Below are 12943 nucleotides of genomic sequence, written 5' to 3' on the forward strand. Positions count from 1 at the left end.
CGCGCCATGACCTCCCGCCACGGACCTCCCGGCCCCCGCCGGGTCGTCCCCGCCGTCGCCTGCGCCCTCGCGCTCCTCGCCGGTGCGACGACGGCGCTCTCCACCGTGTCTGCTGGTCCCGTCGCGGCGTGGCCACGGCCGGCGGGCCAGGCCCTCGAGCCCGGCGCCCCCGAGGGGCTCGACGCGCCACAGCGCTACGTCGACCCGGTCTTCCCCACCGTCACCGTCACCGAGGGCCTGGGCTTCGCCACGGTCACCAACGTGCTCGGCCAGCAGCAGCGGCTCCGTCTCGACCTGTACGAGCCGCAGGGCGACCCCGCCGCGGCCCGCCCGGTGATCCTGTGGCTGCACGGCGGCTCCTTCCAGCGCGGCACCCGCGACCTGATGAGCTGGTGGACGCGCGAGTCCGCCCGCCGGGGCTACGTGTCGGTCACCGCCACCTACCGCCTCGAGCCCGAGGACGACGTCCACTGGGCGCGCGGCATCACGAACGCCACGGCCGACGCCCGCGCCGCGGTCCGCTGGCTGCGGGCGCACGCCGACGAGTACCGCATCGACCCGACGCGGATCTCGATGGGCGGCATCTCGGCCGGGGCGGTCACGTCGCTCCAGTCGGCCTACTCGTACGTGGCCCCCGGTGGGCCGAACGCCGGCGAGTCCTCCGCCATCTCGGCGGCGATCTCCCTCAGCGGCGCCAGCACCGCCGTCCCGAACGCCGGTGAGGCGCCCGCCATAATGTTCCACGGGTCCGAGGACACCGTCGTCGGCTACGACCAGACCCTCGTCCCCGGGCAGGGCTTCGACGGCGTCCACACCTGCGAGCGCATCCGTGCCGCCGGCGTCGACTGCCTCTTCCACACCCACCACGGCGCCCAGCACGACCTCACCGCGTACCGGGACGAGGACCGCGACGCCGCGCTGCAGTTCCTCTCGTGCCGGGTGGGCGCCCCCTCCCCGTACACGGACGCCGCCGGCCGGGGCTACGAGCACGCCGCCGGCTGGGCCGTCCGCTCACGGCTGCTGACCGCAGGGCCCCGACGCTTCCGCGGGAGCGACCCCCTCACCCGCGCCGCCGCCGAGGCCGCGGTCTGGGCCCTGCTCGACCGACCCACGCCCTCCCCCACGGTTCCCACCCGCCCGGACGGGGCGGTCACCCGGGGTCGCTTCGTCACCCTGCTCTGGCGGGCCGCCGGGGTACCCACGGGGGCTCCTTCCGCCGGCTACGTCGACGTCGGGAACGGAACGCAGGCCGCCGCCGCCGACTGGGCCACCGCCCACGGCCTCCTCCGGGGGGCCGGCTCGCGCTTCTCGCCGACCGCACCGCTCGCCCGGGGCCGTGCCGCCGTGGTGCTGCACCGCCTGGCCATGCGGCCGGCGGCATGGGCCCCGGCCCTGCAGTCGACGCCCCCGTCGACGGTGTGCTTCCGCCTCGGCGACCCTGCGGCCCTCGGCTGACGCCAGGCGGCCTGGCGCAGGCGATCAGGGGGCGGTGGGTCAGGGGCGGGCCGAGGCCGGGACCGTGGGGTAGCCCTCGGGCAGCAGCAGGTCCCCGGCGGCCGACCGGTAGTACACCTGCCAGTGGTAGAGGCCTCGGAACAGCAGGGGCGTGCGCCGCAGCAGCCCGGCGTACAGATTGACGGCCCGCACGTAGCGGTCGTCGTGGTTGTAGGCCCAGAGCGCGTCGGTCAGGCGGCCGTCGGCGGCACCGCTGGCCGCGAGGTACCGGGCCGCTCCGTAGATGGCGTGGTGGGGGTCCTGGACATCGCCGTTGCCCCAGCGGGCCCAGGTGGCGGGCATGAACTGCATGGGCCCCTGCGCGCCGGCCACGCTGTCGGCCCGGATGCGGCCGAGCCCGGTCTCCACGAGGTTGATGGCGGCCAGCACCTCCCACTCCACCCCGTACTCGCGTCCGGCGCCGCGGTACCACCGCAGCAGGTCGTCCGCCGGCGCCGGCGCGTCGACGCGCCACTCGGCGGGTGGCCCCGGCGCCAGCGACGCCTCTGAGGCCATGTCCAGGAACTCCTGGCGGGCGGCGACGTGGTGCAGCGCGTCGGTGCGCAGGTCGGCGGGCAGGGCGTCGAGCACCGGGTCGAGCCACTCGGGGTGCAGGGCGAGCTCCCGATAGGCGACCTGCTGGCGGTGGGCCTCGCGGGCCACCCGGGCCTCGCTGCTGGCCGGATCGCGCACCACCGCCTCAGCGCCTGCGATCTGGTCCGCCAGGGCCTCGACCGAGCGACCGGCCCGAGGCGCCTCGGTGGGCGGCGTCACGGCGCCCACCTCGCCCTCGGGGGCGGCCCTGCCGGACCCGCCCGGACGCGCCGACGCCGTCGTCGCCGTGGCGTCCTCCGCCGTCGTGGACCCATCTGCTCCCCGACCGGACGACGCATCGGGGTCGGCCCCTTCGTCGCCGGCGGGGTCGGTCGGAGCGGTCGGGATGGTCGAGGTGGTCGTCGGTGCCGTGACGGCGGCGGCCGCGCCCTCCATCCCCTCCTCGGGGCCCGTCACCCCCTGGCCGCAGCCGGCGAGGGCCATGGCCAGGAGCCCCGCGGCCACGACCGAGCGGACGCCACGCATCCCCCCAGGGTGCACCGCGGACCGACGGGTGACGCGGCGTCCGGGCATGATCTGGCGGTGACCGACGCCCCGCGCCCGACCGACGCTTCCCCCACCGATGGCACCGCGCCGAACGTGCGGCACCGCTTCCCCGGCCTGTCCGACGGCTGGGCCCGCCTCGACGGTGCCGCCGGCACCCTCCCGGTGGACACCGCCATCGATGCGTTCGTCGAGTTCTGGCGCTCCCCCGCCACCGCCAACCTGGGCGGCGCCTTCGCGGCCAGCGCCGCGTGCGGCGAGCTGGTCGACCGGGCACGGGCCGCGGTGGGTGACCTCGTGGGGGCCGACGCCGACCAGATCGTGTTCGGGCCGAACTCGACCACGCTGATGATGGGCTACACCCGAGCGCTGGGCCGCACGCTCCAACCGGGCGACCGCATCGTGTGCACCCAGCTGGACCACGACGCCAACGTCTCGACCTGGATGCAGATGGCCACCGACCGCGGGGTCCAGGTCGAGCTCTGGCCGCTCGCCCCGAGCGGCAACCTGGACCTCGCCGATCTCGACGCCCTGCTCGCCGACCGGCCGGACGCCGGCCCCGTCCGCTGGGTGGCGGTCACGGGGGCGTCCAACCTCACCGGGGCGGTGCCGCCGCTCGCGGCCGTGGTCGACCGCGCCCACGCGGCCGGTGCCCGGGTGCACCTCGACGCCGTGGCCCGCGTCCCGCACCTGCCCACCAGCCACCGCGACCTCGGCGTCGACTCCCTCATGACGTCGGCCTACAAGTGGTACGGGCCCCACGTCGGGGCCCTGGCCCTCGCCCCGGACCTTCTCGCCCACGTCGAGCCCTACCGGGTCCGGCCCGCCGACTACGTCGGCCCGTCCCGGTTCGAGACCGGCACGCCGGCGTTCGAGTCGCTCGCCGGTGTCGTCGGCGCCGCCGCCTTCCTGGCCGAGACCCCGTGGGCGGCGACCATCGCCCACGAGACCGCGCTGCTCCAGCGCCTCGAGGGAGGCCTCGCCGGCCTGCCCGGGGTCACGGTCCATGCCCCTACCGTCGGCGACGAGCGGGCGCCCACGAGCCTCTTCAGCGTCGAGGGTCACCATCCAGACGAGGTCGCCACCGCGCTCGCCGCGGCCCGGGTGGCGGTCTGGCACGGGCACTCCTACGCCCTCGAGCTCATCGACGCGCTCGGCCTCACCGAGGTGGGAGGCGCCGTGCGGGCCAGCATCGTGCGCTACGACGACGAGTCCGACATCGACCGCCTGCTGGAGGTCGTGGCCGGCCTCACCCGGCGGTGAAGCCGGCGCCGGCCTCGGCCCGAAGGTCCTCGACCAGGCGCTCGACGGTGATGGCGCGCGAGAACAGGAATCCCTGCCCGGCGTTGATGCCGATCTCCAGGTAGGCGTCCCGTTCGGCCTCGGTCTCGATGCCCTCGGCGACGATGGCCACCCCCATGTCGAGACACATGGTGACCAGGGCGCCCAGCACCCGACGGGCCCGGGCGTTCGTGGGCAGCGCCCGGGTGAGGCGCCGGTCGATCTTCAGGTAGGTCACCGGCATGCGGGTCAGGTAGTCGAACGACGAGTACCCGGCGCCGAAGTCGTCCACGGCCACCTGGATGCCGGCGTCCGCGAGGGCCAGCAACGACTGCTCGGCCACCGATCCGTCCTCCACGAGCTCGGTCTCGGTGACCTCGACCACCAGGTCGCTGGTCTCGATCCCGACCGCGTCGATGGCCGCCAGGTAGCGCTGCACGAACGACGGGGAGCTGAGCTGCGCGCACGAGAGGTTGATGCCCAGCGGGAAGTTGCGATCGAGTCCCGCCTGGCCCATCAGGGTGCGCAGGTCGCGCCCGGCCCTGGAGACGGACCAGTCGGTGAGCTGGTGGATGAGCCCGGTCTCCTCGGCGAGGGGGATGATCTCGTTGGGCGAGGTCGACCCGAAGACCTCGTCGTCCCAACGCAGGAGGCCCTCGGCCCCGATGTAGCGCCCCGTGGAGAGATCGACGATGGGCTGGTAGTCGAAGCGGTAGCGGTCGGCGGCCAAGGCGTCGGCGATCGCCCCCTCGAGACCGAATCGACGATCGGCCCTGCTGCGCACCGCGGCATCGGCCAGCCACACACCGTTCGGCCCCCGCGACTTCGCCTCGTACATCGCCGCGTCCGCGTCCCGGAGCAGGGTCTCGGGGGTGGCCTCGGCGTCGAAGGCGAGCGCCACGCCGATGCTGGCCCGCGGGCGCATCTGCGTGCCCGCGATCTCCGCGGGCGCCGACAAGGCGTGCAACATCCGGTGGGCCATGCCCAGCGCGCCGTCGGGGCCGCCGGTCTGCTCGGCCACCACGACGAACTCGTCCCCACCGAAGCGGCTGACCAGGTCACCGGTGCGGGCCTGGGTCTCCAGGCGATCGGCCAACGTCGTGAGGAGCTGGTCGCCGGCGGTGTGGCCGAGCGAGTCGTTCACCCGCTTGAACCCGTCCAGGTCGATGAACAGCACCGCCAGGGGGTCACGGCCACTGAACGACGACGCCAGGCGGACCTCCAGGTCGGCCACCAGCTGCGCCCGATTGGTCAGGCCGGTCAAGGGGTCGTGGGAGGCGTCGTGGGCCAGGCGGACCTGCATCGCCTTGCGGTCGGAGATGTCCTCCATCGACCCGACCACGCCGCTCTGCGAGCCGTCCTCGGCCCGGACCGCACGCGCCAGGACGTGGACCGTGCGGTACTCGAAGCAGCCCGGGGGACGGATGCGCACCTCGACGTCGAGCAACCCGCCGCTGCGCTCGAACTCTTCGATCGCGTCGGTGACCGCGTCGCGATCGTCCGGGTGGGCGAGATCGAACCACTCGCCCACGTTGTCGAGGCCCGTGATCTCACGGAAGGTGCGGTTGGCGTAGTGCACCCGGCCGGCGCCGTCCGCCCCGAACACTCCGAGGGGGATGGACTCGGCCAGCATGCGGAAGCGGTCCTCGCTCTCGGCGAGCGCCTCGCGGGCGTGCACGTCGGCGTCCACGTCGGTGAGCGAGCAGCTCACCAGCACCTCGCCGGCCTCGTCCCGTCGCCCCGCGAAGAGCGTGCAGTCGATCCACCGCCACTGGCCGGCCCGCTCTCCGGCCCCCTCCCCGGCCCCCTCGCCGGCCGAGGTGGCGAGGCGGGCCCGGAGGCGCCGGGCCATCCGGTGGTCATGGAGCACGCCGGCGAAGGCCACCAGGGCCTCGCCGAGATCATCGGGGTGCACGAGGGCGGCCAGGGAGGCGCCGATGAGGGCGGGGTCGCCCTCGTCGAGCACGCCGGGGAGGGACCCGTACACCTCCACGATCTTGCCCCCGGGGGTGATGGTCACCGAAGCGGTGCCCCCCTCGTCCAGCATGAGGTCGACGGCGCCGTCGGGCTCGAGGGCGTCGGGGTCGTCGGAGAAGATGAAGGCGAGGACGCCGGTCTCCTCGACCACGTCGGCGATGGTGAACAACGTGGGGCGCTCCGCACCCTCGAAGCGCAACAACACCTGGGCCAGACCCGCACGACAGGCTTGGTCGTAGCAGGTGATGGCGAGGGCCTGGTCGCCCGGCACCACGTCGGCGACGAGGAAGGCGAAGTGCTCGGGCAGCAGGGCGGCGAGCGACGGCGGGGCGGGAACCTCGAGCAGCGTGTGGGGGTCGACCGCGTAGAGACGGGGGCGGGTGAGGGCCCCGACCAGTTCCTCCAGGGCCGCCATCCCCCCGAAGCGCTCCCCCGCGCTCGCCTGCGGCTCCACGGCCATCCCTCCCCATCGGCCGGCGTGGGCTCCCCCTGAGCGCCATCCGGCTCGGGTCACCCTGCCATGATCGGACGGTGCGCGCCATCGACGACGCCGAGCGGCGCTCCCGACTCGGCCGCCGTCACCTGCTGGCGGGTGGCGCGGATGCCCACCGGTCGTTCGAGGACGTCGCCCGCCAACTGGTCGGGCTGCACGCCAGCGACCCCGCCACGGTCTTCCTCGCCGCCCGGGCGAGGGTCCCCGAGCGGACGGTCGCCGATCTCGAGCGGGCGCTGTACGACGACCGCACCCTGCTGAAGGTGCTGGCGATGCGCCGAACCATGTTCGTGGTCCCGCTGGATCTCGTTCCCGTGCTCCAGGCCTCCTGCACCGACACCATCGCCGCGCAGCAGCTGCGCCGGCTCGTGACCGAGCTGACCAAGACCGAGCTCGGCGCCGGCGCCGAGGCCTGGCTGGACGGCGTCCTCGCGGCGACGCTGGCCGCGGTGGAAGCACGCGGCGCGGCCACCGGCACGCAGCTCTCGACCGACGTCCCCGAGCTGCGCCGCAAGCTGGTGATGGGCGAGGGCAAGACCTGGGGCGCCGAGATCAGCATCACCACCCGGGTGCTCACCATCCTCTCGGCCCAGGGCCACATCGTGCGGGGGCGCCCGCGCGGCAGCCTGATCAGCAGCCAGTACGAGTGGGTCGCCACCGACCGCTGGCTCGACGCCGAGCCCGAACCGATGCCGGCCGAGGCGGCCCGGGTCGAGCTCGTCCGGCGGTGGCTGGCCGCGTTCGGCCCCGCCACCCTCGACGACGTCCAGTGGTGGACGGGCTGGGGCAAGGGCGTGACCAAGGCGGCCCTGTCCGCACTGGACCTCGCCGAGGTCGGCCTCGTCGGCGACCGGGTCGGTCTGGTGCTGGCCGACGACCTCGAGCCCGTGACCGCGCCCGACCCCTGGGTGGCGCTGCTCCCCTCACTCGATCCGACGGCCATGGGCTGGAAGGAGCGGGACTGGTACCTCGGGCCCCACCGTGACCGCCTCTTCGACCGCAACGGCAACATCGGGCCCACCGCCTGGTGCGACGGCCGCATCGTGGGCGGCTGGGCCCACCGTCCGGGTGGCGAGGTGATCGTCCACCTGCTGGAGGACGTGGGCGCCGAGGCGAGCACCGCCCTCGCCGACGAGGCCGAGGCCGTGGGGTCCTGGCTGGGCGACGTGGTGGTGAAGGCCCGCTTCCCCACCCCCCTGGAGCGCGAGCTGCTCGCCTGAGCCGGGCCCCTACCAGGGGTCGACGGGGTGCTTGCGGCCGCTCCGGGGCGGGGTCGGGGGCACCGAGCGCAGCAGATTGACGATGCGCCGGCGGGAGTCGGCCGGGTCGATCACGTCGTCGATCTCGAAGTGGCTGGCGAGGTTGACGGCCCTGCCGTGCTCGTAGGCCCGGGCCACGAGGGCCTGGTACGCCGCCTCGCGCTCGGCCGGTTCCTCGATGGCGTCGAGCTCGCGACGGAAGCCCAGCTGCACCGCACCTTCGAGGTTCATGCCTCCGAACTCACCGGTGGGCCACGCCACCGTGAACAGCGGGCGGCGGAAGCTGCCGCCGGCCATGGCCTGGGCGCCGAGGCCGTACCCCTTGCGGGTCACGATGGTGAAGAACGGGACGGTGAGCGCGCCCCCGGTGACGAACAGGCGGCTGAAGTGACGCACCTGCGCCTGCTCCTCGGCCTCGGGGCCGACCAGGAAGCCCGGCGTGTCGCAGAGGAAGAGCACGGGCAGGTCGTGGGCGTCGCAGAGCTGGAGGAAGCGGGCGGCCTTGTCGGCGCCGTCGCGGTCGATGGCGCCGCCGAGGTGGGCCGGGTCGTTGGCCACGACGCCGACGGGTCGACCTTCGATGCGCACCAGCGCCGTGACCATGGTCTGGCCGAACTCCCGCCGCAGCTCGAGCACCGAGTCCGTGTCCGCAAGGGTCGTGAGGAGCGCCCGCACGTCGTAGACGCGGCGGCGGTTCTCTGGGATCGCGTCGCGCAGGAGCGTCTGGTCGACGCACTCCCAGCCGTTGTCACCCAGGGGCCCCTGGAAGTACGACAGGTACTGCTTCGCGACGGCCACGGCCTCGGCTTCGTCGGCCACCACCACGTCGATGACCCCGTTCGGCGCCTGCACCGACACCGGCCCGATGTCTTCGGGGGCGTAGGTGCCGAGGCCGCCGCCCTCGATCATGGCGGGACCGCCCATGCCGATGTTGGCGTCCTCGGTGGCGATGATGACGTCGCAGCAGCCGAGGAGCGCGGCGTTGCCGGCGAAGCAGCGGCCGCTCACGATCCCGACGAGCGGCACGAGCCCGCTCAACCCCCCGAACAGGGCGAAGGCCAAGCAGTCGAGGCCGGCCACCACGGGCGAGTCGGTGTCGCCCGGGCGGCCCCCGCCGCCCTCGGCGAAGAGCACGACCGGGAGCCGCAGGCGCTCGACGAGCTCGAACAGCCGGTCCTTCTTGGCGTGGTTCTGCTGGCCCTGGGTGCCGGCGAGGACCATGTAGTCGTAGGAGACCACCGCGGCGCGGGCCCGCTCGTCGGCGAAGCGGTCGCCGTTGATGCGGGCCAGGCCGGCGACGAGGCCGTCGGCGGGGGTGCGGGCGATGAGCTCCTCGAGGCTGCGGCGGCTCCGCTGGGCGGCGAGGACGAGCGAGCCGTACTCCTCGAACGAGCCGGCGTCGACGAGGTCGGCCACGTTCTCCCGGACGGTGCGATGGCCCCGAGCGTGGCGCTTGGCCACGGCCTCGGGCCGCGCCGCGTCGTCGGAGGCGCGGCGCTGGCGCTCGACCACCTCGGCCAGGTCGGCCCGCTCCCCCTCGGCGGGCCCAGGGTCGACCGGGGCCGCGGGCTCGGTGACCTCGGCGGGTTCGGCGCTCTCCACGACCCGGACCAGCGGGTCGCCGGCGTGCACCAGGTCGCCGGGTGCCACCGCCACCTCGTCGACGGTCCCGTCCATCCCGGCCGGCACGGGGTGCTCCATCTTCATGGACTCGACCACGGCCACGACCGTCGTCTCACCCAGAGTGGCGCCCGGCGCCACCTCGACGGACACCACGGTCCCCTGCAACGGGCTCACCACGTCGGCCATGGCGCCATCATCGCCGGAGATCGGCCGCTCACAGCACACGGCACGCCGATACGATGCCGTCACTTCCCCTTCATGAACCCGACGCGTCCCGAGAGGTAGCGCCATGGCCCTGAAGGCGAAGTCCCGTAGCACCCTGTTCGACAAGCTCAGCCCGATCGTCGGTGACGAGGAGGTGGTGGACGACTTGCTGGCCCAGTTCCCCGCACGCGACATCGACGAGCCCATCACCCGCGACCACATGCGCGCCGAGTTCGCCACCTTCCGCGGTGAGGTCGCCGCCGAGTTCGCCGCGGTCCGCGGTGAGGTCGCCGCCGAGTTCGCCGCGGTCCGCAGCGAGGTCGCCACCGAGTTCGCCGCGGTCCGCTCGGAGATCGGTGCGCTTCGCGCCCACACCGACCAACAATTCGAGCGGGTTCGAACCGACGTGGCCCGACAGATCGCCGACGCGCACCGCCAGACGGTGACGTGGCTGCTCGCCGTCGCAGGAATCGTCGTCACCGTGAACCTCGCGGCCCTGGGCGCGGCGGTCGCAATCCTCCGCTGAACGGGCCGCCCGGCTCGCACCACCCTCTCGGTGACCACCTGGGCGGCTGACACGGCCGCCGCAGATCGTCGAGCCCCTGCGCCCGTTCGTCCTCGGCGCGACCTGCAACCCCGCGGGCGACAACAGGGACACCTGCGAGACATCTTCTGAGTGTCCCGAGCGGTCGGGACCCTCAGCCGAACAGCAGCACGACGAAGGCGGCCACCGCGGAGCCGAGCATCGCGACCACGACCAGCCACGCCACCACGACCACCGCGGGAGGCAGGCGCCGGGGGCCGAGGTCGTACTCTTCGCCGTCCAGCTCGGCATCCCACTCGTCGTCGTCGACGTCACGCCAGCTCACCACCTGAGTCTGCCCCGGTCCCCCGGGGTTACGCTTCCCGGCGCCATGTCCGTCACCACCACCGAGACCTCGCCGGTCATCACCGTCCGGCCGTCCGACCCCGAGCTGGAGGACGGTCCCCCGCTCGTCGCCCACATCGTGAAGGTCGAGCCCGGCGAGGACGCCCAGGCCAAGGTGCTCGAGGCCCGCATCAACGGCACCCCCATCGAGGCCCTCTGCGGGCACGTGTGGGTGCCGTCGCGCGATCCCCGCCAGCTGCCGCTGTGCCAGGCCTGCAAAGAGGTCTACGACGTGTACCGCATGTTCAACGACGGCCTGCGCGACCAGCCGTCGGACTGACCCGAGCGGGTCGCCCCTCGGCGCTCAGGCGCCGGGGCAGGTGCTGTCGAGCTCGGTGATGGAGTGCAGGACGGCGCCGGCCTCCCACCCCACGAGCCAGGTGGTCGAGCACTGCGCCGCGGACTGGTCCGGTGAGCACGAGACCGTGACGGTGGCCGTCACCTGCACTTTGGCGGGACGGCTCGGGTCGATGATGCGCAGCGGCTGGTAGGTGTTGCCGGCGAAGCCCGAGCGCCAGTCCACGTTGTCGGCGCCGAGGCACAGCCAGGCGACCGTGAAGGCGGGCTGGCAGCCGTCGCCGCACGAGACCTGCGGCGACAACCGCAGGCCCTGCTGGGGGGCGCCGTCCTCGCCCGAACGGGTGGCAGCCCCGAGGTGGCACCACGGTCGGCAGGGGGTCGCGGCCATCAGGAGGCCGGACGGACGGATCGGGTCACCGTGGCATTCTCGCCCGTCGACCGCGTGCGCGCAGGGACTGCCCCACCACGCTCGACGTCACCGGCCCGGCGACGACCTTCAGTCTTCCTCCGCCGTGGTGGTGGTGGTCGGCGGGGGCGGCGGAGGCACGCCTGCCACGAAGCGGGCCGCGAGCGGGGCGGCGGCCGACCCACCGCTGCCGCCACCCTCGACGAGGACGGCGAAGGCGATGTCCTCGTCGAAGCCGATGAACCAGGCGTGGGTCTCGGGCGGGTCCTCGGGACCGAACTCGGCAGTGCCGGTCTTGCCCGCGACGACGCGGTTCGGCACGGCCGCGTTCACGCCGGTGCCGAGGGTGACCACCTCGTGCATCATCTCGCCGATGGCGCCGTCGATGCCCTCGTCGAGGGGGACGGGGTCGGGCCGCTCCGGCGCCTGGTCGCCGTGGATGAGCGTGGGCGCCCGCCAGTTCCCGTCGAAGACCGCGGCGGCGACCGTCGCCATGTGCAGCGGGCTGGCCGTGACCCGACCCTGACCGATCGACGAGGCGAGGAGGTCGCCCTGGCCCTCGGGGGTGGGGAAACTGCCCCCGACCGCGTCGATGCCGATGTCGTAGGCGACGTTGAAGCCGAACTGCTCGGCCGACGCCTCGAGCGCCCCTTCGGGCAGCAGGCCGGCCTGGATGATGAAGCTCGTGTTGCAGGACCGGTAGAAGGCCTCGCGGAAGGGGATGGTGCCGAAGGCCTCGCCGGCGAAGTTGCCGAAGCCGTTGGCCGTGGCCGGGCACGACACGTTCCCGTCGGGGTCGACCCCCACCCCGAGCAGGGCGTTGGTGGTGACGATCTTGAAGGTCGACCCCGGCGGGTAGGCGCCGCTGATGGGCCGGTTGAGGCCGTCGCTCGGGTTGTTGGCCACGGCGAGGATCTCGCCCGTACCCGGCTCGATGGCCACGAACGCGGCGGGGCCCGAGGCCACCGAGATGGCGTTCTCCGCCGCGGCCTGCACCTGGGGATCGATGGTGGTGACGAGGGAGTCCCCCGGCGCGCCCTCGAAGACGTGGACGATCTCGGGGATGTTGTCGGCGCCGATGAGCTGCACCTGGCCCGAGGGCTCGCCCGAGAGCACGTCGTTGAAGCGGGCCTGCAGGCCCTGCGTGCCGACGGTGTCCCCGGCCTCGACGAAGGGGCCCAGCGCGGCAGCCTGCTCGGGGGTGGCCGGTGCCGTGGTGCCCACGATCAGGGGGGCGGTGCCCTCGGCGAGGGGGAGCCCGTCGCGGTCGACGATGGCGGCACGGGTCGGCGCCGTGCGGGTGCGGGCGAAGCGCTGGCCCTGCTGCATGCCCGGGTAGAGCGTGGCCGGGTTCCAGTCCACGAGCCACTCGCCGTCGCGCTTCAGGAGGTTGAGCGTGTTCTCGTAGCGCCACACGCCCAGGCCCCCCAGCGTGAGGCTGGCGCGGTACGGGACGGTGGCGCGATCGCCGTCGATCTGGGCGCCGCCCGGCTCGTAGACGGCCTCGCGCACACCCAGCCCGGAGAGCATCTGCTGGTGCAGCGCCGTGAACTCGGGTGGCGGGTCGGCCACGCCGGCGGCCATCGCGGGGAAGTCGCTCTCCTCCCAGGCCGCGAGGTAGGCATCGGCCTCCTCGAGCCGGGTAGGTCCGCCCGACGACCCGACGGAGCGCACGACGAGGAACCCGACGATGAGCACGGTGACGACGGCAAGGACAGCAACGAGCTGGGGGCGCGCCGCGGCGTCGTCCCTCGGCGCCCGCGGAGAGGGTGTGCCCCTGCGGGCCGTTGGTGACTGCTGCTCGCCCATCGTTCGTCCTCGCGCGACGCAGCACCGCACCGCGGGCCGCGTTCGATGAGGGAGGGTAGCGGTCGCGCGCC

General features: G+C 74.0%; 11 protein-coding genes. 5 read left to right on the top strand and 6 right to left on the bottom strand.

The genetic code is table 11. The annotated features are described in order from the left end of the window. Positions 1 to 6: 6 nt before the first annotated feature. On the top strand, positions 7 to 1455 hold the full coding sequence (locus JNK12_16080; protein MBL8777461.1) for an alpha/beta hydrolase: 1449 nt from the start codon (positions 7 to 9) through the stop codon (positions 1453 to 1455). 39 nt (positions 1456 to 1494) lie between these two features. Here JNK12_16080 and JNK12_16085 read toward each other — a convergent pair whose 3' ends face one another. Further along, positions 1495 to 2574 carry a transglycosylase SLT domain-containing protein gene (locus JNK12_16085; GenBank protein ID MBL8777462.1) on the bottom strand — a complete coding sequence of 360 codons (1080 nt, stop codon included), beginning with the start codon at positions 2572 to 2574 and terminating at the stop codon, positions 1495 to 1497. 57 nt (positions 2575 to 2631) lie between these two features. Between JNK12_16085 and JNK12_16090 the strand changes: the two genes are divergently transcribed. After that, the gene (locus JNK12_16090; protein ID MBL8777463.1) at positions 2632 to 3855 is read left to right on the top strand and encodes an aminotransferase class V-fold PLP-dependent enzyme; all 1224 of its coding nucleotides are present in this window, start codon (positions 2632 to 2634) and stop codon (positions 3853 to 3855) included. On the opposite strand, the gene JNK12_16095 is transcribed toward JNK12_16090, so the two are convergent. After that, the gene (locus JNK12_16095; GenBank protein MBL8777464.1) at positions 3842 to 6310 is read right to left on the bottom strand and encodes an EAL domain-containing protein; all 2469 of its coding nucleotides are present in this window, start codon (positions 6308 to 6310) and stop codon (positions 3842 to 3844) included. The two genes, JNK12_16090 and JNK12_16095, sit on opposite strands and share 14 nt — an antisense overlap. A gap of 71 nt (positions 6311 to 6381) precedes the next feature. Here JNK12_16095 and JNK12_16100 point away from each other — a divergent pair, with 71 nt between their 5' ends. Next, positions 6382 to 7563 (top strand): AlkZ family DNA glycosylase, encoded by a 1182-nt coding sequence (locus JNK12_16100; protein ID MBL8777465.1) that lies wholly within the window; start codon positions 6382 to 6384, stop codon positions 7561 to 7563. A 9-nt stretch (positions 7564 to 7572) separates the two neighbouring features. Here JNK12_16100 and JNK12_16105 read toward each other — a convergent pair whose 3' ends face one another. Continuing rightward, the gene (locus JNK12_16105) at positions 7573 to 9411 is read right to left on the bottom strand and encodes a biotin carboxylase (GenBank protein MBL8777466.1); all 1839 of its coding nucleotides are present in this window, start codon (positions 9409 to 9411) and stop codon (positions 7573 to 7575) included. A 103-nt stretch (positions 9412 to 9514) separates the two neighbouring features. Here JNK12_16105 and JNK12_16110 point away from each other — a divergent pair, with 103 nt between their 5' ends. Beyond that, on the top strand, positions 9515 to 9955 hold the full coding sequence (locus JNK12_16110) for a hypothetical protein (GenBank protein ID MBL8777467.1): 441 nt from the start codon (positions 9515 to 9517) through the stop codon (positions 9953 to 9955). A 172-nt stretch (positions 9956 to 10127) separates the two neighbouring features. Here JNK12_16110 and JNK12_16115 read toward each other — a convergent pair whose 3' ends face one another. After that, positions 10128 to 10298: a hypothetical protein gene (locus tag JNK12_16115; protein ID MBL8777468.1), complete on the bottom strand. Its 171-nt coding sequence runs from the start codon at positions 10296 to 10298 to the stop codon at positions 10128 to 10130. Positions 10299 to 10343: 45 nt separating this feature from the next. Between JNK12_16115 and JNK12_16120 the strand changes: the two genes are divergently transcribed. Continuing rightward, positions 10344 to 10637 (top strand): DUF3039 domain-containing protein, encoded by a 294-nt coding sequence (locus JNK12_16120; GenBank protein MBL8777469.1) that lies wholly within the window; start codon positions 10344 to 10346, stop codon positions 10635 to 10637. Positions 10638 to 10661: 24 nt separating this feature from the next. Here JNK12_16120 and JNK12_16125 read toward each other — a convergent pair whose 3' ends face one another. Together JNK12_16125 and JNK12_16130 are read right to left on the bottom strand one after the other, a co-directional pair. After that, positions 10662 to 11045: a hypothetical protein gene (locus tag JNK12_16125; GenBank protein MBL8777470.1), complete on the bottom strand. Its 384-nt coding sequence runs from the start codon at positions 11043 to 11045 to the stop codon at positions 10662 to 10664. 108 nt (positions 11046 to 11153) lie between these two features. Next, positions 11154 to 12761 (bottom strand): hypothetical protein, encoded by a 1608-nt coding sequence (locus JNK12_16130; GenBank protein ID MBL8777471.1) that lies wholly within the window; start codon positions 12759 to 12761, stop codon positions 11154 to 11156. Between the last annotated feature and the right edge of the window lie 182 nt (positions 12762 to 12943).

The sequence above is a fragment of the Acidimicrobiales bacterium genome (assembly GCA_016794585.1).
Lineage (GTDB): Bacteria > Actinomycetota > Acidimicrobiia > Acidimicrobiales > DATDAH01 > JAEUJM01.

Excerpts from the sequence above, each read along its gene's own strand:
- JNK12_16080 (MBL8777461.1), top strand. The coding sequence starts at position 7 with ATGACCTCCCGCCACGGACCTCCCGGCCCCCGCCGGGTCGTCCCCGCC.
- JNK12_16085 (MBL8777462.1), bottom strand. The coding sequence starts at position 2,574 with ATGCGTGGCGTCCGCTCGGTCGTGGCCGCGGGGCTCCTGGCCATGGCC.
- JNK12_16095 (MBL8777464.1), bottom strand. The coding sequence starts at position 6,310 with ATGGCCGTGGAGCCGCAGGCGAGCGCGGGGGAGCGCTTCGGGGGGATG.
- JNK12_16105 (MBL8777466.1), bottom strand. The coding sequence starts at position 9,411 with ATGGCCGACGTGGTGAGCCCGTTGCAGGGGACCGTGGTGTCCGTCGAG.
- JNK12_16110 (MBL8777467.1), top strand. The coding sequence starts at position 9,515 with ATGGCCCTGAAGGCGAAGTCCCGTAGCACCCTGTTCGACAAGCTCAGC.
- JNK12_16120 (MBL8777469.1), top strand. The coding sequence starts at position 10,344 with ATGTCCGTCACCACCACCGAGACCTCGCCGGTCATCACCGTCCGGCCG.
- JNK12_16125 (MBL8777470.1), bottom strand. The coding sequence starts at position 11,045 with ATGGCCGCGACCCCCTGCCGACCGTGGTGCCACCTCGGGGCTGCCACC.